This is a genomic window from Prauserella muralis, assembly GCF_003202285.1.
GTDB lineage: Bacteria > Actinomycetota > Actinomycetes > Mycobacteriales > Pseudonocardiaceae > Prauserella_B > Prauserella_B muralis.
The window spans coordinates 237395-255787 of the sequence record NZ_MASW01000005.1 but is presented as its reverse complement, the minus strand read 5'-3'; the positions used below and the strand labels follow the sequence as shown (position 1 = coordinate 255787).

Here is an 18393-nt window from a genome sequence, read left to right as displayed (position 1 = left end):
ACATCCCAGCGGCCCCGCCCGCCAGGGCACACCGGCGCGTGACGAGGGGACGAACGACCCCGGCGCACCGGTGCGCGCAGACCTACCGTGGGAAGAAAGGAACACCACGACCCAGGAGAGGCCATGACCACCGCCAGCCAGGGCAACGCACCGATCGTCGTCGGTGTGGACAGCACGGAGGCGTCGCTGCGCGCCGTCCGCTGGGCCGCCGACACCGCGGCCCGTCACCACGCGCCGCTGCACCTCGTGCATGCCGCCGGCTTCCCCGACCTCTATGTGGGCGAGAGCATTCCCCCGCCGGAGTCGTTCGTCGAGGAGCAGCGCAAACAGCGCTGGGAGTTCCTGCACACCGCGCGCCGCGTCGCGCAGGAGGCCGGCGACATCGACATCCACACCCGGTTCGAGTCCGACCCGCCGATCCCGACCCTGATCCACGCGTCGAGGTCGGCCAGGATGATGGTGCTCGGCTCCTCCGGCCACACCGGCCTGGCCGGCCTGCTGATCGGCTCCACCACGCTGGCGCTGGTGACACACGCGCACTGCCCGGTGGTGTCGGTGCGCGGCGACTACCCGCAGGTGCCCGCCGACGACCGGCGGCCCGTGGTGGTCGGCATCGACGGCAGCCCCCTGTCCGAGCGCGCCATCGGCTACGCCTTCGACGAGGCGTGCTTCCGTGGCGTCGACCTGGTGGCGGTGCACACCTTCAGCGACGCCGACGCGGACGTGTTCAGCGAGGCGCGCATGTACTTCGACTGGGAGCCCATGCGCGACGTCGAGGAGCGCAGGCTCGCCGAGCGGCTCGCCGGCTGGCGGGAGAAGTACCCCGACGTCGCCGTGCAGCGGGTGCTCGTCAAGGACCGCCCCCGGCACGAACTGCTGGAATGGAGCGCGAAGGCCCAGCTGGTGGTCGTCGGCAGCAGGGGCCGCGGCGGCTTCCGCGGCATGCTCCTCGGCTCCACGAGCCAGGCGCTCATCCACAACGCCGAGTGCCCCGTGATGATCGCGCGCCCCGAGCCCGGGAACGACTGATGGAGCCGCCGCCCTACGCCGCGGTGCACGAAACGCATATCGGCGTGGTGTTCCTGCTCGGCGACCGCGCGTACAAGCTGAAGAAACCGGTGGACCTCGGATTCCTCGACTTCAGCACGCCCGAGAAGCGGCGCGTCGCCTGCCACCGCGAGGTGGAGCTGAACCGGCGGCTGTCCCCCGACGTGTACCTCGGGGTGTCCGAGGTGTCCGGTGTGGACGGTGGGGAGCCGGCCGACTTCCTCGTCGTGATGCGGAGGATGCCGCAGGAACGGCGCCTGGCCACGCTGGTGAAGTCCGGTGAGGACGTCACGCACGTCGTCGACCGGCTCGCCAGGATGGTCGCCGTCTTCCACGGTGGCGCCGAGCGTGGCGAGGAGATCTCGGCACAGGGCAGCAGGGACGCCATCCGCGGTCGCTGGCGCGACAGCTTCGACCAGGTCCGTCCGCTGGACGTGCTCGACGCGGGAGAGGCCGCCGAGATCGAACGGCTGACGCTGGACTTCCTGGCCGGGCGGGAGCCGTTGTTCGAGCGGCGCATCACCGAGGGCCGGGTGCTCGACGGGCACGGCGACCTGCTCACCGCCGACATCTTCTGCCTCGACGACGGCCCCAGGGTCCTCGACTGCCTGGAGTTCGACGACCGGCTGCGCTGGCTCGACGGGCTCGACGACATCGCGTTTCTGGCGATGGACCTGGAACGACTCGGCGCACCGTGGCTCGCCGAGCGGCTGCTCGAGCGCTACGCCGAGTTCGCGGGCGATCCGGCTCCCGCGTCGCTGCGCCACCACTACGTCGCCTACCGGGCGTTCGTCCGCGCGAAGGTCGCCTGCCTGCGGGCCACCCAGGGCGACGCCGACTCCGCCGCCGAGGCCAGGGACTACGCCCGGCTGGCTCTGGAGCACCTGCGTACGGGCCGGCCCCGGCTGATCCTGGTCGGCGGGCTTCCGGGAACGGGCAAGTCGACCCTCGCGGGCGGGGTGGCCGACCGGCTCGGCGCGGTGCTGCTGGCCAGCGACCGCCTGCGCAAGGAACTCGCGGGCCGCTCGCCGCACGAGCACGCCGCGGCCGGCTACCAGGGCGGCATCTACGCCCCGAGCACAGCGAGCGCACCTACGCTGAGCTGCTGCACCGGGCGCGGGAGCTGCTGGCGCAGGGCGAGTCGGTGGTGCTGGACGCGTCGTGGGTGCGCGCGGGCGACCGGGCCAGGGCGGCCGAGGCCGCGCGGGCCGTCCACAGCGAACTCGTCGCGCTGCGCTGCGCGGCACCGGCCGAGGTGGCCGCCGGGCGCATCCGCTCCCGCCACGGCGGGATCTCCGACGCCGACCCGAGAATCGCCGCGGCGATGTCGGCCGACGCCGACGTGTGGCCGGAGGCCACGACCGTGGACACCACGACCTCGCCGGAGGAGTCCCTGGCCGCGGCCCTGCGCGTGCTCAGCGCGTGAGCGCGGCTACCGCGGCACGAGCAGCACCCACACCCGCCCCGGCGCGAGCGGCACCTGCTGGCCCGAGGGCTTGGTGAACGTCGTACCGTGCCGGGCCGTGGGCCGCGACCACGTCACCGGGTAGACCTTGCCGTCCCGCAGGACGCTCGCCTGCCCCGTGCCGACCGTCTTCGCGACCGGCGACATCGAGCCCGCCGAGTCCGCGACCCTGCGGCCCTCGCGGATCGCGACGCGCTGCACCACGACCGTGGCCGCCCCCACCTGCCCGGCGCCCGCCGACCGCAACGGTGTGCCGTTCAGCGACACCAGCCAGCGATCCCCGGACCACCGGAACCCGTAGGACGCTCCCCGGTAGCGCACCGTGCGCTCGCCGACGGGAGCTCCACCGGGTGGCGCGGGACCGCGGTCGAGCACCCGCTGCGGCCCCGGCCCGTGGCCCATCGGCAGCCGCTCCGGACGGACGAACAGGTTGTGCGGCCGGGGCCGCGCCCCGTCCCGGAAGTAGGCGCCCGGCCTGCCGCGCTCGGTGACGATCCTCAGCGGCGCCTTGCGCAGCACCGGCATGATCTCGGGCGCCGCGCCGGAGAACGCCAGCGTCGGCCTGCCGTACTGGGCCAGCAGCTCGGCATCGGTCTCACGGGCACTGCGCACCGGTCCGGCGACGCCCGGTAGCCGCGACGAGTAGACCGCGGCGAACCGGGTCAGCCCGCCCTCCACCGGCTCGACGTAGACGACGTCGGCCGCGGCGAGCCCCGTGTGGGGCCGCGCCGCCTGCACGTTGTCGATCTTGACGACGAGGACGGGGTCGCGGGGCGGCGGCGGGTTCGGCGACGAGGAGGGTGTGCGGGTCGGCGACGGTGGTGGCCGCGCTGCCTCGTCCTCGCCGCCGAACACCAGCAGCGCGGCCACCCCGGCGCCGACCACGGCGAACACGCCGACGGCGGCCAGCAGCTGGCGGATCGGCTTGCTCGGCACGCGCCACCTCCTCACGGGCTCTGTCCACTACAACAGTGCTACCCGGGAGCAGGGCACGGCCAATCGGCCGCATTCAGCCGAGCACGGCAGCCCCGTTCACCCGATCGGCCGCCAGGTCGGCCAGCGCCCGGCTCGCGCCGTCGAGCGGGTAGCGCGTGGTGGTGACGTGCAGCCGGTGCCGCGCGGCGAAGGCGAGGAACTCGCGGGCGTCGGCCCTGGTGTTGGCGGTGACGCTGCGCAGCTGGCGTTCCTGGAACAGGTGGCGCTGGTAGTTCAGCGGCGGGATGTCGCTGAGGTGAATGCCGGCCACCGACAGCGTGCCGCCCCGGTCGAGCGCGGCGAGCGCGGGGGGAACGAGGTCGCCGACGGGCGCGAACAGGATGGCCGAGTCCAGCGGCTCGGGTGGCGGGTCGGCGGCACCCTGCACCGACGCCGCGCCGAGGTCGCGCGCCAGCTGCCGGGCCTGGGCGCTGCGGGTCATGACGTGCACCCGGGCGCCCTCGGCCAGCGTGACCTGCGCGGCGAGGTGCGCGCTCGCGCCGAAGCCGTAGATGCCGAGGCTGCCGCGGGCCGGCAGCGCGGCGCGGCGCAGCGCGCGGTAGCCGATGATGCCCGCGCACAGCAGTGGCGCCAGCTCCGCGTCGGCGTAGCCGGAGGGCAGCGGGTGGGCGTAGGCGGCGGGCACCGTGGTGTACTCGGCGTAGCCGCCGTCGGCGTCCCAGCCCGTGTAGGTCGAGTGCGGGCACAGGTTCTCGGCCCCGCGCGTGCAGTACCGGCACCGCCGGCACGTGCCGCGCAGCCAGGCCACGCCCACCCGGTCGCCGGCGGCGAAACCCGCGGTGACCTCCGCGCCGAGGGCGACGATCTCGCCGACCACCTCGTGCCCCGGGGTGACGCCGGGGCGGTGCACGGGCAGGTCACCCTCGGCTACGTGCAGGTCCGTGCGGCACACGCCACACACCAGCACCCGCAGCAGCAGCTCGTCCGGCGCGGGGACGGGCACCGGGTCGTCCCGGTAGGTCAGCGGCCCGGTGGCGATGGGCCCCGGCGTGGTGACGTGCCACGCGTGCATGCGCGCTGCGGGCCCGCTCATGGGTGTCTCCCCTCGTGTCGTTCGTCCTCATGCGACTTCTACGCCGCCGCGCCACGGCGGTGCCGGTGACCATCGCCCCGCCATCGTGAGCACTTCGACTCCAGTGTCGCGCCCGCCACGGCAACAGACTCGGACTCGACGTCAACGTCAGGCGGAAGTACAGGAGAAGGAGTGCACCATGTCCATCAAAGAGGGACCGCGGATCGGCGACGCCGGACAGCTGGGCGCGCGCACCGCGTCCGACACCGCGCCGCAGCACGGCGCGGTCATGACGACCACGGCCGGCAAGCTGATCGCCGTGCTGCGGATCGCCACCGGCCTGGTGTTTCTGTGGGCGTTTCTCGACAAGACTTTCGGCTGGGGCTACGCCACCGCCTCGGAGGCCGCCTGGATCAACGGCGGCTCGCCGACGGAGGGCTTCCTGAGCCGGGTCGAGGTCGGGCCGTTCGCGGAGACGCTGCGCTCGTGGGCGGGCGCGGGCTGGGCCGACTGGCTGTTCATGCTGGGCCTGCTCGGTATCGGCATCGCCGTCACGCTGGGTGTCGGGCTGCGGCTGTCGGCCGTGGCGGGCACCGCGATGATGCTGCTGATGTGGGCCGCGGAGTGGCCGCTCGACCGGTTCACCGAGGCGGGCGAGCCGTCGATGTCGACCAACCCGATCCTCGACTACCACATCCTCTACGCGCTGGTGCTGATCGTGCTGGCCGCCGTGTACGCCGGCAACACGTGGGGCTTCGGCCGCCAGTGGGCGCACCTGCCGATGGTCAACCAGAACCGCTGGCTGCTCTGAATCCCCGGCAGCACCGGCAGCCACGGTGCGGCCGAATGGGCCCGGCTCAGTGCCGGGTCCATTCGCGTTCGACCCTCGCCCAGTCGCGGGCCCACTGGGCGAGGCGCAGGCGGTGCAGCACGCCGTGCACGGCCGCGAAGACCGCCGCGCACACGCCGGCCACCGCGAGCCACACGGAGATGCCGACGCTCACGCCGTCGGTGGCCGCGGCCGCGGTGGTCACCGGCGGCGTGGTGAGGTTGCCCTCGTCGTCGAGCCACACGGGGATCCTCGATCCGGTGGTGCTGCCGCGGTAGGCGGCGACCTCACCGGTGCGCGTGGTGCCGTCCGGGGTCTGCCAGCGGGCCCGCACCGGGGTGGTCTCCAGCTCCCCGACGCCCATGCTCACCGGCGCGTCGGCCAGGAGCACGGCGGTCGCCCTGTGCTTGGCGTCGGCGTCGCGCTCGGCGACCTCCATCCGGCCCGCGTAGGTCTCGCTGCCGACGGAGGCGGCGACGGGAACGGCCAGCAACACCAGCAGCAGCAGGACCACGAACAGGCGGGCCTGGAGGCGGTCTCCCGGCCGGGAGAGCGGGTTGCGGCCGGGATGCAGCCACCGCCAGAACCGCGCCGCTCTGCCTCCGGACGGACCCATGCGTCACCGACCCCCTTCAGCGCGGCGCTCTCGCCGGAGCTGCCGTCGACTCAGCCTGCGCGTACACCCGATTATCCGGCCATGGCGGCCCGGTGTTTCAACACGCGACGACGCCGCGCCACCCGAACGAGGCCGGGCGCGGCGCGGCGTCAGCGGCCGTGACGTGCGGGAACACGGCCGGAGGCGACGCAGGCGCGGCGGCTAGCAGTGGCACGTTTCACAGCGAGCACGGCCAGGTAACAGCTGTGACAACCGCGCCGGGAGCCGAGGGAACGGCCGCCGCTACAGGGGCTGCAGGTCGGCGCGCAGCACGCCGGGCACGGTGCGCACCAGCGCGCCGACGATGCGACGCTCGGCCTCGTCGGCGAAGACGCCGCTCACCGTGGCGATGCCGCCGGTGACGTCGACCCGCCACCGGTCCCGGTGGCCGTCGTAGTCGTCGAGCACCTTCCGCACGTGCGTGGCCAGTGCGTCGTCCGGGCGCACGAACGGCCGCAGCACGTCGCGCCTGCTGACGACGCCCACGAGCACGCCCTCGTCGACGACGGGCAGGCAGCGCATGCCGTCCCGCAGCATCAGCCGGGCGATGTCGGCCACCTCGGTGACCGGTCGCACCACCTCCACCGGCGTGGTCATCACGTCCCGGACGCGGGCGGCGGCACCCTGGCCGGAGCCGTTGCCGTTGCGCAGCGCGTCGGCCTCGGTGAAGATGCCGACCACCTGGTCGTCCTCGTTCACCACCGGCAGCCCCGCGAATCCGCCCTCGGTCAGCAACACGACCGCGTCGGTGACGTGAGCATCCGGTGACGTCGTCACCACCGGTCGCGTCATGATGTCCGCTGCGTGCATGATGTCCTCCTCGTCCGGCCGGCACTTCGATCCACTGTGGCCGGTCATGCTGTGCTCCACTCCCCCGAGACCCGCTCCCACTCACGGCCCCAGGCCGCGAGACGGCGCCGGTCGGTGCCGGCACGCACGAGGCCGTACCCGCACGCGAGCGTCAGCACCGCCGCCAGCCAGCCGGCCAGGCCGACCCCCACACCGACCCTGGCCGCGTCGGACGCGGTGACGGGCACCGCCGTGAGGTTGCCGTCCCGGTCGAGCCATATCTGCCGCCTGCTCCCCGCGGTGGTGCCCTCCAGCACGCGGAGCACGCCCCGCTTCTCGGCGCCGGCCACCTGCCAGCGCACGGGCACGTCGACCCACTGCGATCCGCTGGCCACCGGGGAGATCCTGCGCCGCGGCGCGTCGGCGAGCACGGTGGCCGTCGCGGGCCGGCTCGCGGCCAGCTGCCCCGCGGAGAGCTCCAGCTGGCGTGCGTGCGCCGACGAGCCGAGCAGCGCGGCGAGCGGAACGGCCAGCAGCGCGCACACCAGAGCGGTCAGCCGCGCGGCGGCGTCGATCCGGTCCTCCCGGCGCACGAAAGGCCCGGCGCCGGGCCACACCCGCCGCCACGCACCCAACGCCCGCCGTGCCGTCCGTTCCATGGCCCGCTTCCCTTCCCGCCTCCGGTTTCTGCGACCGAGCCTGCGCCCACGGCGCCACGCCGCGAAGGGTCTTTGGTCCTGCCCGGCTCGGCCCGAGGTCCCTACGCGCGCGTGGCGCAGCGGAGTGTCATCGGTGGTGTCAGCGATTCACGACCGAGGAAAGGAGCCGCGATGACCGCGCCCGCACGCAGGCAGCCGCGTTCACTGCTGCCCGACTTCACCGACCTGTTCGAGATGTTCCCGTCCCTGGCGGCCATGCGCCCGGTCTTCGACCTGCACACCATCCGCGTGGAGGACAAGGTCGAGGAGGGCCGCTACGTGCTCCGCGCGGAGCTGCCCGGCGTCGACGCGAGCAAGGACGTGGACATCACCGTCCACAACGGACTGCTCACGATCGAGGCGAAGCGTTCCGAGGAGAAGGCCGAGAAGGGCCGCTCGGAGTTCCGCTACGGCTCGTTCAGCCGCACGGTGACGTTGCCGGCCGGAGCGCAGGAGGACTCCATCGAGGCCACCTACACCGATGGCATCCTCACCGTCACCGTCGGCCTCGGTGAGCCCGAGGAGCCGGTGAAGCACATCAAGGTCAACCACGACTGACCACGAGAGCGGCGGGACGGTCCGGGCGCCAGTGCGCGGGCCGTCCCCGCCGCTCCCGAACCCCGGGAGGTCCCATGCCCAACCATGTCGCCTGGCTGTCCGCTCTCGGCGTCACCGACACGGCCGTGGCGGGCGGGAAGGGCGCCAACCTCGGCGAGCTCACCGCCGCCGGCCTGCCGGTCCCGCCCGGCTTCGTCGTCACCGCGCCCGCCTACCTCGCCTCGATGGAGGCGGGCGGCGTCCGCGCCGAGCTGCGCGCGGCCGTCGCCGCCACCGGCCGCGACGTGGCCGCCGACGCCGAGCGGCTCCAGGGGCTCGTCCGCAAGGCGGGCGTCGCCCGGGACGTCGCCGGTGCCGTCCGCGAAGCCTACCGGCGGCTCGGTGCCGGCGCCGCCGTCGCCGTCCGTTCGTCGGCGACCTCCGAGGACTCCCCCGACGCGTCGTTCGCCGGGATGAACCGGACGCTCACCAACATCGTCGGCGAGGACGACCTGGTCGCCGCGGTGCTGTCGTGCTGGGAGTCGCTGTTCGGCGCCCGGTCGCTGGCCTACCGCGGCGAGCAGGGCATCGGCGACGAGCCCGCCATCGCGGTCGTCGTGCAGCGCATGGTGCCCGCCGAGCGGTCCGGGGTGCTCTTCACCGCCGACCCCTCCACCGGCGACCGGAGCAAGATCGTCGTCGAGGCCGTGCTGGGCCAGGGCGAGGTCCTGGTCAGCGGCGCCGTGGAGCCGGACACCTACGTGCTGGCCAAGCCCGACGCCGCCCTGCTGCACACCCGGCTCGGTCACCAGAATTACGAACTGGTGCGCGCCGAAGGCGGCGGTGAGCGGCGGGTCGAGCTGGACGGCGGCGAGCAGCCACCGGTGCTCACCGACGCCGAGGCCGTCGAGCTCGCCCGGCTCGGCCTGCGCATCGAGGAGCACTACGGGTGCCCGCAGGACATCGAATGGGTCACCTCCGACGGGCAGACGTGGATCGTGCAGACACGGCCCATCACCACCCTTCCCGCACAGGAGCCCGCCGACGGGGTCCTGCTGACGGGCCTGTCGGCCTCACCGGGTGTGGCATCCGGCCCCGTGCGCGTGCTGCGCTCCCCCGCCGACGGCGAGCGGCTGCGCACCGGCGAGATCCTCGTCGCCGAGATGACCAACCCCGACTGGGTGCCCACCATCCGGCGGGCCGCCGCGCTGGTCACCGACCAGGGCGGCATGACGTGCCACGCCGCCATCGTCGCCCGCGAACTCGGTGTGCCGTGCGTGGTGGGCACGCACACCGCGACCAGGGACCTGAAGGAAGGGCAGCAGGTCACCGTCGACGGCGCGGCGGGCACCGTGCGCGCGGGCACCCGCCCGCCCGCAACCGCCCGGCCGCGGGCTCAGCCCGCGGCCGGGCAGGCGGTGGAGTCACTCGGCACCCGGCTCTACGTCAACCTCGCCCTCCCGGACCAGGCCGAGCGGGCCGCCGCCCTTCCCGTGGACGGGGTGGGGCTGCTGCGCGCGGAGTTCCTGCTCACCGAGGCGCTGGGCGGCAGGCACCCACGGGCGGTGCTGGCCGAGGACGGCGCCGAGCCGTTCGTGGCCGCCATGACCGAGGGCCTGCTGCGGATCGGCCGTGCGTTCGCGCCCCGGCCGGTGATCTACCGCACGATCGACTTCCGCACCAACGAGTTCCGTGCCCTGTCCGGCGGCGAGCGGTTCGAGGCGGTGGAGAACAACCCGATGATCGGCTACCGGGGCTGTTTCCGCTACGTCGACGATCCGGGACTGTTCAGGCTGGAGCTGCGCGCGCTGGCCCGCGCGCGCGAGCAGACGCCGACCCTGCACGTGATGCTGCCGTTCGTGCGGACCCGCTGGGAGCTGGAGGCCTGTTTGGAGCTGATCGACGCGAGCGCGCTGGGCCGCCAGCGCGGCCTGCACCGGTGGGTGATGGCGGAGGTGCCCTCGGTCGTGTACTGGATCGCCGAGTACGCGCGGATGGGCATCGACGGGGTGTCAATCGGCAGCAACGACCTCACGCAGCTGATGCTGGGTGTGGACCGGGACTCGCGGGTGTGCGCGCCACTGTTCGACGAAAGCGATCCGGCGGTGCTGGATGCCATCGGCAGGATCGTGCGGGCCTGCAGGGACGCCGGGATCACGTCGTCGTTGTGCGGGCAGGCGCCGTCGACGCACCCGGAGTTCGCCGAGCACCTCGTCCGGCTCGGGATCACGTCGATCTCGGTGAACACCGACAGCGTCGCGGCCGCACGGGCCGCCATCGGCTCGGCCGAACGGCGCCTGCTGCTGGAGGCCACCCGCTGACGGCACCCGGCACGGCGAACGGGCCCCCGGCCGGATTCCCGGTCGGGGGCCCGTTCGCCGTGCTCGCTCAGCCGCGCGGGCGCACGATCGCCACGGGGCAGGTGGCGGCGTGCAGCAACGCCTGGCCCGTCGAGCCGAGCAGGGTCCCGGCGACGACGCCGTGGCCGTGGCTGCCCACGACGAGCAGCCGGGCGTGCGCGGCGGCCTCCAGCAGCGCCTCCGCGGCCCGGCCCGCGCGGACCACGAGCTCGCTCACCTCGACCTCGCCGAACTTGGTCCGCCACGCCGCCAGGTCGGAGTGCAGGGACTGGGTCTCCTTGCGTTCGAGCTCGTCGAGCTCGCCCTGGGACGGAAGCCCGGCCCACGGGGCGTCCGACCATGGGTCCCGCCACGCGCGCACCGCGATCAGCCGCACGCCGTGGGCGGCCGCGGTCTCGAAGGCATAGCCGAGCGCCGCCTCGCTGAGCGCGGAGCCGTCGGCGCCGACCACCACGTGGCCGTTGCCTGCCGCGGCCGTGCCTTCGCGCACCACCACGACCGGGCAGCTCGCGTGCGTGGAGACCGCCACCGCCACCGACCCGGCGAAGAGCCTGCGCACGCTGCCGAAGCCGCGCGAGCCCACCACGGCCAGTGCCGCGTCGGCCGTCTCGTCCACGATCGTGTCGGCGGCGGGCCCGAAGTGGACGTCCCAGTCCACCTCGACGCCGGGCGCCTCCGTGGCGGCCAGCTCCGCGGCGTCGCTGAGCCACCGGCGGCCCGACTCGGCCCACACCACTCCGTAGGGCGGCGAGGCCGCGATGTGCGGGTTCACCGGGGGCAGGTCGCACGCGTGCAGCAGGCGCAGCGGCAGGTCGCCGCGCACGGCCTCGCGGGCGGCCCAGCGGACGGCGTCGAGCGAGGCGGGTGAACCGTCGACGCCCACCACGATGGGCCGGCGGGTGGCCGTTGTCGTCGGGTCCATGTCGGTTCCTCTCTGTGTTCGGTCGGCTCTTTAGTGCTTGAGGTTGCGCAGGTGCGCGTCGGCGCCTGCCTGCCTGCGCACCCGCACGCGTGCGTCGGGGATCAGGCACCGGCCACCGGTCACGACGACGGGGTTGAGGTCCAGCTCGGCGATCTCGGGCACCCGGACGGCCAGCTGCCCGACGCGCAGCAGCACGTCGCGGACCGCGCCCTCGGGCAGGCTCGGCACGAGCTCCGGCGAGCAGCGCAGGCCGTGCAGGAGCCGGCCCGCGTCGGCCTCGGTGAGCGGCGCGAGGCGGGCACTGCGATCGGCGATCAGGTCGGTGTCCACGCCGCCGAGCCCGAACACGACGAGCGGGCCGAACACCTCGTCGGCGCTGATGCCCACGAGCAGTTCCCGGCCACGCGGCACCATCGGCTGCACCACCACGCCGCGCAGCGCGGCGCCGAAGCGCTCCCGGAAGCGGCCGAACACCGCCCGCAGCGCGACCGGGTCGGCCACGCCGAGTTCGACGCCCCCGCCCGCGCTCTTGTGCAGCAGGCCCTCGGCGCTCGCCTTGACCGCCACCGGGCCCCCGCAGCGCGCGAACAGCTCCTCGGCCTCGGATTCGTCCCTGGCGAATCCGGCCTCCACCATGGGCAGGCCGAAGCTGCGCAGCAGCTCCGTGGTCGCCGCCGGGCTCAGCCAGCCGTCACCGCCGGGCTCCGCGAGCGCGGCGTCCACGATCTCCCTGGCCCGCGCGGTGTCGAGGCCGGGCAGGCCGGGCACCGACCCGGCGGGTTCGGCGAGCCACGCGGCGTAGCGGGCGAGGTGTCCGAGCACCTGCGCGGCCGTCTCCGGGTCGGCGTAGCTGGCGGTCCCGGGCCCGTCCGGCCCGCTCACCAGTGGCTCGACCGGTGCGAGCTGACCGGGCCGCACGACGATGACCGGCTTGCCACGCAGGGCGACCCGCTGCCGCAGCGACTCGGTGGGATCGCCCACGGCCGTGGGCGTGACCGCGACGACGACCGCGTCGATTCCGGGGTCGTCGGCGATGGCGTCCACGCAGGCGCCGAACGCGAGCGGGTGCACCGCGGCGGTGGTGTCCACCGGGTTGGCGATGCTGGCCTGCCCGGGCAGGAGCGCGCGCAGCCGTACCGTGGTCTCCGGTCCGAGTTCGGGCAGCACCAGCCCGTGGCGTGCGCAGGCGTCCACGGCCAGCACCCCGGCGCCGCCCGCGTTGCTGACGATCGCCACCCGGTTGCCCCGGGGCAGGGTCTGCCAGCGCAGTGCGGCCAGCACGGTCAGCGTCTCGGTGAGCGTGTCGACCGCGATCACCCCGGCCTGCTCGAACAGCGCGTCCCTGCTGACGGCCGGGGTGGCGCCCGCGGCGGTGTGGGACGCGGCGGCTCGCTGGGCGAGTGCCGTGCTGGCCCCGCGCACCGCGAGCACCGGCTTGTGCCGCGCCAGTGCGCGGGCGAACCGGCCGAACTTGCGGGGGTTGCCGAAGGACTCCAGGTACAGCACCGCGGCGGCGGTCCGCTCGTCCTCCTGCCACCACAGCAGCAGGTCGTTGCCGCTGATGTCGTACTTGTCGCCAGCGGACACCACAGTGGACAGTCCAAGACCGACGGATCCGAGCAGCTCGGAGAGCGCGATGGCGATGCCGCCGGACTGGGTCATCAGGCCGATGTCGCCCTCGGGCACGGGCGCGCGCAGGAACGTGGCGTTCAGGCGCACCGCCGGGTCGGTGTTGGCGATGCCGATGCAGTTGGGGCCGACGACGCGGATGCCGTAGCGCCGGATCGAGGCGCGCACGGCCCGCGCGCCGTCCTCGCCCAGCCCGGCGGTGACGATGACGAGCGCGCGCACGCCGCGCCGCCCGCAGTCCTCGACCGCGGCGGGCACCGCGGCGGCCGGGACGCAGATCACGGCCAGCTCGGGGCACTCCGGCAGGTCGGCGACCGTGGCCGCGCACGGCACACCGAGGACCTCGTCCGCCTTCGGGTTGACGGCCCGCAGCGGCCCGGCGAAACCCGCGTCCAGCAGGTTGCGCAGCACCGCGTTGCCCACGGCGCCGGCCCGCCTGCTCGCGCCGATCACCGCGACGGAGGCGGGTTCGAGAACGTGACGGAGGCTGGCGACCTCGGCCACCCGCTCGCGGGCGGTGAGGCTGTCGAGGTACTCCTCACCCCCGTCGAGGGTGAGTGTCACCTCGCGCTCGGGCCCGTGGCCGGTGACCGTCATGGGCAGACCGAAGTCCCGCAGGACGCGCAGCATCCGGGTGTTCTCGGCCGACACGACGGCGAGCAGCCGGGTGATGCCGTGCCCGCGGGCGAGCGAGACCAGGTGTTCCAGCAGCAGGGTGCCCACGCCGGTGGCCTGGGCCCGGGCGTCGACGACCAGCGCGATCTCGGCCACGGCGGGGTCGGCCAGCGCCTCGTGGTGCGCGACGCCGATCAGCGCGCCGGCAAGATAGGCGCCGACGGCGGCGTGACCGGAACCCGCGGCCTCGCCGGAGATCCTGGCCGCCAGAGTGTCCAGAGTGGAGGGTACAGGGCCCAGGAAGCGCAACCGGGCGTCCCGCTCGCCGAGCCGCCGGTGCAGCGCGGCGACCTCGGCCGCGTCGGCGGGCGCCAGCTCGCGCACGAGGACCACCTTGCCGTCGGCCAGCAGGCAGCGCCGGGCGAGGGCGGCGGCCCCGTCGAGGGTCGCGGTCATGAGCGGGACCCCACGCGCCGGCCGTCCGGGTGGTCGTTCCACACGTAGCCGAGCCGGTTGCGCACCTCGATCACCCCGGCCAGCGACCGGGTGATCCGGCCTGCGAGCTCGGTGTCACTCTTGCGCGGCAGCTGCCCGACCAGCGTGACGACGCCGCGCTCGACGGCGATGCCGACCGCGTCGGGCTCCACGAGCAGGACGCGCGCGAACACGTCGACCGCGACCGCGCGCCGGATGTCGTCGTCGGAGCGGGAGAAGGCGCCGATGAGGTCGCGGCGGGCGACCACGCCGACGAGCCGGTTCCGGTCGTCGACGACGAGCAGCCTGCGCAGGTTGTGCCTGCGCAGCTCCTGGCTCGCGGCGCTGACGGGCTCGTCGGCGCCGATCGTGATCGCGGGCGTGGTCATCAGTTCGCGGGCACGCAGGGCGGTGGCCTTGCGCTGCCGGTCGCGGTGGCCGCGGCCGGTGAGCAGCCGGTGGCGGGTCCCACCGTCGCCGTGGTGCAGCAGGTCGGCCTCGGAGACGACGCCGAGCACGCCACCCTCGGTGTCGACGACGGGCACGGCGCTGATCCGTTTCCCGGCGAGCAGGCCGGCGATGGTCTTGAAGTCGGCGTCGGGGCCGACGGTGTGGGGCGCGGCGGTCATCACCGTGCGCACGGCGGGCTCGGTGGTGTGCTCGTTCATCGGGACTCTCCTGGCGCGAGCGGTGGCGGGACGACGACGACGGGAACCGGGGCGTGTTTGGCGCAGGCGGCGCCGACCGAACCCAGCAGCGCCTTGCGGAGGTACTGGCCGCGGTGCCTGCCGACCACGAGCAGTGCGGCTCCGCGGGCGAGGTCGACGAGCGCATCGGCCGGCGCGCTCTCGACCACGGTGGTCTCGATGTCGGGCACGGCGTCGCGGTCCTTGGTGGCCCGCGCGACGATGTCGGCGAGCCGGGCTTCGTGCCTGTCCCGCAGCGCGCCGGCGGCGGTCCAGACGAAGTCGTGGGCGGGCTCGACGGACCAGACGGTCACGGCTCGCAGGGGGCAGCCGCGCAGCAGGGCCTCGTCGAGGGCCCAGTGCAGTGCGTGGCAGTAGTCGTCGGTGTCGTCCACGCCCACGACGATGGGGCGGTTGCCGGGCGCCTGGCTCATGACCGGTGTCCTCCGCTCGCCTCGTGGGCCCGCTGCCAGCTGCGGCAGGTCGCGGCCAGCTGCCTGCCCCGGACCGGCAGGACCCTGCTCTCCAGCCCGATCGGCAGCGTCGGCCTGCGGTCCGGGTCGGCGCCGACCACGACCACCGGCACGCGGGCGCGCACGGCGCAGACCGTGCCGAACTCGCGCGCCGTGAGTTCGTCGCCCACCGAGCGCACGTCCACCAGCAGGTCCACCCCGTCGAGCACGTCGAGCGGGCAGCGGGAACCGGGCGCGAGTGCCTTGCACAGCCCCGCTTCGGTGTGGCAGGTGCTGACCCGGCATCCGGCCTCTCGCAGCCGGCGCACCGTGCCCGCCGAGTCGCCGAAGTACGCTTCGGTCACCAGTACGTGCATCACACGCCTCCTGTTCGTTCTGCGTCCACGCTCCTGGCTGCGTCTCGCCGCGGGTAGGGACGAACTGCCCTCGTCACGGGGCCACCGGTCCCCCGGCACCAAGGACCCGCCGTATAGGTCGTTATACGGAGCGGGGGACGGAGATCGAATCGCGACGCAGGCGATCTATACGGCTCGCCCACGTGAGTGACAGACTGTCTGCGTTCGCCAGACCTGGCCACCAGCGCACGGCACAAGGGAGTGCCCCATGATCCAGGCACGTGCACACGCCCGCCGCGGGGGCAGGACGCTCCTCGCCCTCGCCGCGACCACCCTGCTCGCCGCCGCGGCCGCGTGCGGCGGTGGTGGCGGAGACGGCGGTGACGACGGCGGCTCCGGCCCCACCACCGTTCGCGTCGGGGTCATCCCGATCGCCGACGTGGCCCCGCTCTACCTGGGACGGGAGCAGGGTTTCTTCGCCGACGAAGGACTGCGGGTCGAGCCGCAGGAGTTCGCGGGCGGCGCCGAGATCCTGCCCGCGGTGCAGAGCGGCGACCTGCAGTTCGGGTTCTCCAACACCACCTCGCTGCTCATCGCGGGCAGCCGCGGGCTGCCGGTGCGCATGATCGCCCAGGGTGTGCAGGAGGCCGCCACCGAGGACGACTCCTGGTCGCACATCTGGGTGCGTGCCGACAGCGACATCCGCGAGCCCAAGGATCTCGAGGGCAAGCGGATCAGCCTCAACACCCTGCGCAACATCACCGAGGTGACCGCGAAGGCCTCGCTGGAGAAGCACGGCGTGGACATCGCCAGGCTCGACTTCGTCGAGGTGCCCTTCCCCGACGCCAACGCCGCGCTCGAACAGGGCCAGGTGGACGCGATCTACGTGGTGGAGCCGTTCGACACCGTGGCCCGGCAGAGCGGGGCCCGGTCGATCGTCGCGCCGCTGTACGAGACGGAGGCCAGCCTCACGGTCGCGACCTACTTCACGACCCAGCAGTACCTCGACGCCAACACCGATGTCGTCGAGCGGTTCACGCGCGCGATGAACAAGTCGCTGGAATACGCCGCGAGCAACCCCGACGAGGTCCGCACGACGCTCGGCAACTACACCAAGATCCCGCAGGAGCTGCTCGGCGAGGTGCGGCTCGGCCAGTGGAGCACCGACCTGAACCGGCCGTCGATCGAGCTGATGAGCGACCTGAGCCAGAAGTACGGGCTGCTGGAGGAGAAACCCAACCTCGACGAGCTGATCTGGACCCCCGGCGGTAGCTGATGGCGCACGCCCTGCGGACCCGCCGCGGCCTCGGCCGCTGGGCACAGACGTGGGCGGGCGTGGCCACCGTGCTGGTGCTGGCCGAGCTCGCCTCCCGCACGGGACTGCTGCCGCAGCGGTACTTCCCGCCGGTGACGGAGATGTTCACGGCGCTGTTCGCCGCGCTCGGCGAGCCGTGGTTCTGGCTGGCCACCGGGCAGACCCTGCAGGGCTGGGTGCTCGGGCTCGGCATCGCCGCGCTGCTGGCGGTGCCCGCGGGCATGCTGCTGGGCACGAGCGTCGTGCGCTACCGCGCGTTCCGGGCGGTCATCGAGTTCCTGCGCCCGATCCCGTCGGTGGCGCTGGTGCCGCTGGCCATCCTCGTCTACGGGGCGGGGCTGGAGAGCAAGGTCTTCCTGGCCGTGTTCGCCGCGTTCTGGCCCCTGCTGATCCAGACGCTGTACGGCATGCAGGACGTGGACCCGGTGGCGGTGGACACCGCCCGCGCGTTCCGGCTGACGCGGGCGGAGCGGATCACGCGGGTGGTGCTGCCCGGGGCCGTGCCGTACGTGGCGACCGGGCTGCGCATCTCCTCGTCGGTGGCGCTGATCCTCGCGGTCACGGCCGAGCTCGTGATCGGCTCGCCGGGGCTCGGCAGGGAGATCAACGCCGCACGGGTGGGCGGCGCCGCCGATCTGCTCTACGCGCTCATCATCGTGACCGGCCTGATCGGCTGGGGGCTCAACAGCATGTTCGCCGCCGCCGAGCGGCGGGTGCTGCACTGGCATCCGTCGCAGCGAGGTGCGCGATGAACCCGGCGCGCCGCAGGAGGATTCTGCTGATCGCCCTGGAGGCCGGGGTCCCGCTGGCCGTGCTCGCCGGGTGGTGGGTGTGGTCGGTCGGCGCCGACAGCTTCTACTTCCCCGCGCTGCCGACGATCCTGACGACGTTCGCCGACACGTGGCTGTTCGAGCGGGTCGGCAGCGACGTGGTGCCCAGCCTCGCGCGGCTGGCGGCCGGGTTCGGCATCGCCGTGGTCGCGGGCGTGGCGATCGGCACCGCGCTGGGACTGTCCCCTGTGGCGCGCCGCGTCGCGGGTCCGCTCGTCGAGTTCGGCCGCGCGGTGCCGCCGCCCGCGCTGCTGCCGTTCGGGATGCTGGTGCTCGGCGTGGGCGACGCCATGAAGGTGTTCGTCATCGCCGTGGTGTGCCTGTGGCCGGTGCTGCTCAACACCGTCGACGGGGTGCGCGGCGTGGACCCGACCATGCTCGACACCGCCAGGGTGTACGGCATCGGCGGCCTGGAGCGGCTTCGCCGGATCGTCTGGCCCTCCGCGCTGCCGCAGGTGTTCGCGGGCATGCGCACGAGCCTGTCGCTGGCGCTGATCCTGATGGTCATCAGCGAGATGGTCGCCAGCACCGAGGGCATCGGCTACTTCGTCCTGGAGTCGCAGCGTTCGTTCGCGATCGCGGAGATGTGGTCGGGCATCGTCCTGCTCGGGGTGCTCGGCTACCTGCTCAACGCGGCACTTGCCCTTCTGGAGCGGCGCGTGCTCAGGTGGCACCGGGCGGCGCTGGCGAGCGCGCTGCGATGACGACCGCCGAGGAGGCTTCCGC

General features: G+C 73.9%; 18 protein-coding genes and 1 pseudogene. 9 read left to right on the top strand and 10 right to left on the bottom strand.

The annotated features are described in order from the left end of the window. The first annotated feature begins 123 nt into the window (after window positions 1–123). The 3 genes and pseudogenes from BAY60_RS21875 to BAY60_RS38515 all read left to right on the top strand — a co-directional run bounded on the left by BAY60_RS21875 (window position 124) and on the right by BAY60_RS38515 (window position 2473). The gene (locus BAY60_RS21875) at window positions 124–1029 is read left to right on the top strand and encodes a universal stress protein (protein WP_112282925.1); all 906 of its coding nucleotides are present in this window, start codon (window positions 124–126) and stop codon (window positions 1027–1029) included. Further along, window positions 1029–2021, top strand: a pseudogene (locus BAY60_RS38520) (AAA family ATPase); the annotation flags it as partial. The gene BAY60_RS21875 and the pseudogene BAY60_RS38520, both read left to right, overlap by 1 nt. Window positions 2022–2149: 128 nt before the next feature. Continuing rightward, complete coding sequence (locus BAY60_RS38515; protein ID WP_342769788.1) at window positions 2150–2473, top strand: P-loop nucleotide/nucleoside kinase family protein; 324 nt, start codon at window positions 2150–2152, stop codon at window positions 2471–2473. A 6-nt stretch (window positions 2474–2479) separates the two neighbouring features. Here BAY60_RS38515 and BAY60_RS21865 read toward each other — a convergent pair whose 3' ends face one another. Both BAY60_RS21865 and BAY60_RS21860 read right to left on the bottom strand, forming a co-directional pair. Next, window positions 2480–3448: a DUF3048 domain-containing protein gene (locus tag BAY60_RS21865; RefSeq protein ID WP_112282924.1), complete on the bottom strand. Its 969-nt coding sequence runs from the start codon at window positions 3446–3448 to the stop codon at window positions 2480–2482. 73 nt (window positions 3449–3521) lie between these two features. Then, window positions 3522–4520, bottom strand: a complete 999-nt coding sequence (locus tag BAY60_RS21860) for a zinc-binding alcohol dehydrogenase family protein (RefSeq protein ID WP_112282923.1) — start codon at window positions 4518–4520, stop codon at window positions 3522–3524. 199 nt (window positions 4521–4719) lie between these two features. Here BAY60_RS21860 and BAY60_RS21855 point away from each other — a divergent pair, with 199 nt between their 5' ends. Continuing rightward, the gene (locus BAY60_RS21855; RefSeq protein WP_112282922.1) at window positions 4720–5331 is read left to right on the top strand and encodes a DoxX family membrane protein; all 612 of its coding nucleotides are present in this window, start codon (window positions 4720–4722) and stop codon (window positions 5329–5331) included. Window positions 5332–5377: 46 nt separating this feature from the next. Here the strand turns inward: BAY60_RS21855 and BAY60_RS21850 are convergent, their stop codons facing one another. The 3 genes from BAY60_RS21850 to BAY60_RS21840 all read right to left on the bottom strand — a co-directional run bounded on the left by BAY60_RS21850 (window position 5378) and on the right by BAY60_RS21840 (window position 7452). Next, window positions 5378–5965, bottom strand: coding sequence for an Rv1733c family protein (locus BAY60_RS21850; RefSeq protein ID WP_112282921.1), 588 nt, complete (start codon window positions 5963–5965; stop codon window positions 5378–5380). Window positions 5966–6247: 282 nt separating this feature from the next. Next, complete coding sequence (locus BAY60_RS21845; RefSeq protein WP_112283520.1) at window positions 6248–6814, bottom strand: CBS domain-containing protein; 567 nt, start codon at window positions 6812–6814, stop codon at window positions 6248–6250. Between the two features lie 44 nt (window positions 6815–6858). Beyond that, window positions 6859–7452: an Rv1733c family protein gene (locus tag BAY60_RS21840; protein WP_112282920.1), complete on the bottom strand. Its 594-nt coding sequence runs from the start codon at window positions 7450–7452 to the stop codon at window positions 6859–6861. A 171-nt stretch (window positions 7453–7623) separates the two neighbouring features. Here BAY60_RS21840 and BAY60_RS21835 point away from each other — a divergent pair, with 171 nt between their 5' ends. Next, entirely contained in the window at window positions 7624–8049 is a 426-nt protein-coding gene (locus BAY60_RS21835) for an Hsp20/alpha crystallin family protein (protein ID WP_112282919.1), read from the top strand. Window positions 8050–8123: 74 nt separating this feature from the next. Next, window positions 8124–10349, top strand: a complete 2226-nt coding sequence (gene ppsA, locus BAY60_RS21830; protein ID WP_112282918.1) for a phosphoenolpyruvate synthase — start codon at window positions 8124–8126, stop codon at window positions 10347–10349. 67 nt (window positions 10350–10416) lie between these two features. Here the strand turns inward: ppsA and BAY60_RS21825 are convergent, their stop codons facing one another. Genes BAY60_RS21825 through BAY60_RS21805 form a run of 5 tightly spaced genes read right to left on the bottom strand, consistent with a single transcriptional unit; the run spans window position 10417 to window position 15543 of the window. Beyond that, the gene (locus tag BAY60_RS21825; protein WP_112282917.1) at window positions 10417–11310 is read right to left on the bottom strand and encodes a universal stress protein; all 894 of its coding nucleotides are present in this window, start codon (window positions 11308–11310) and stop codon (window positions 10417–10419) included. A 30-nt stretch (window positions 11311–11340) separates the two neighbouring features. Then, complete coding sequence (locus tag BAY60_RS21820; protein ID WP_112282916.1) at window positions 11341–14010, bottom strand: bifunctional acetate--CoA ligase family protein/GNAT family N-acetyltransferase; 2670 nt, start codon at window positions 14008–14010, stop codon at window positions 11341–11343. Beyond that, a complete protein-coding gene (locus tag BAY60_RS21815; protein WP_245992743.1) occupies window positions 14007–14696 on the bottom strand; it encodes a CBS domain-containing protein in 690 nt (229 codons plus the stop codon). The genes BAY60_RS21820 and BAY60_RS21815 overlap by 4 nt, the downstream gene beginning before the upstream one ends. Continuing rightward, window positions 14693–15148 carry a universal stress protein gene (locus BAY60_RS21810; protein ID WP_112282915.1) on the bottom strand — a complete coding sequence of 152 codons (456 nt, stop codon included), beginning with the start codon at window positions 15146–15148 and terminating at the stop codon, window positions 14693–14695. Before BAY60_RS21810 ends, BAY60_RS21815 begins: the two co-directional genes overlap by 4 nt. Further along, window positions 15145–15543: a hypothetical protein gene (locus BAY60_RS21805; RefSeq protein WP_112282914.1), complete on the bottom strand. Its 399-nt coding sequence runs from the start codon at window positions 15541–15543 to the stop codon at window positions 15145–15147. Before BAY60_RS21805 ends, BAY60_RS21810 begins: the two co-directional genes overlap by 4 nt. Before the next feature lie 247 nt (window positions 15544–15790). On the opposite strand from BAY60_RS21805, the gene BAY60_RS21800 reads away from it, so the two are divergent. From BAY60_RS21800 to BAY60_RS21790, 3 genes are read left to right on the top strand one after another with little or no spacing between them, the layout of a single operon-like run. Next, complete coding sequence (locus BAY60_RS21800) at window positions 15791–16798, top strand: ABC transporter substrate-binding protein (RefSeq protein ID WP_112282913.1); 1008 nt, start codon at window positions 15791–15793, stop codon at window positions 16796–16798. Further along, window positions 16798–17589: an ABC transporter permease gene (locus tag BAY60_RS21795; protein WP_112282912.1), complete on the top strand. Its 792-nt coding sequence runs from the start codon at window positions 16798–16800 to the stop codon at window positions 17587–17589. The genes BAY60_RS21800 and BAY60_RS21795 overlap by 1 nt, the downstream gene beginning before the upstream one ends. After that, window positions 17586–18371: an ABC transporter permease gene (locus BAY60_RS21790; protein ID WP_112282911.1), complete on the top strand. Its 786-nt coding sequence runs from the start codon at window positions 17586–17588 to the stop codon at window positions 18369–18371. Before BAY60_RS21795 ends, BAY60_RS21790 begins: the two co-directional genes overlap by 4 nt. Window positions 18372–18393: the final 22 nt, after the last annotated feature.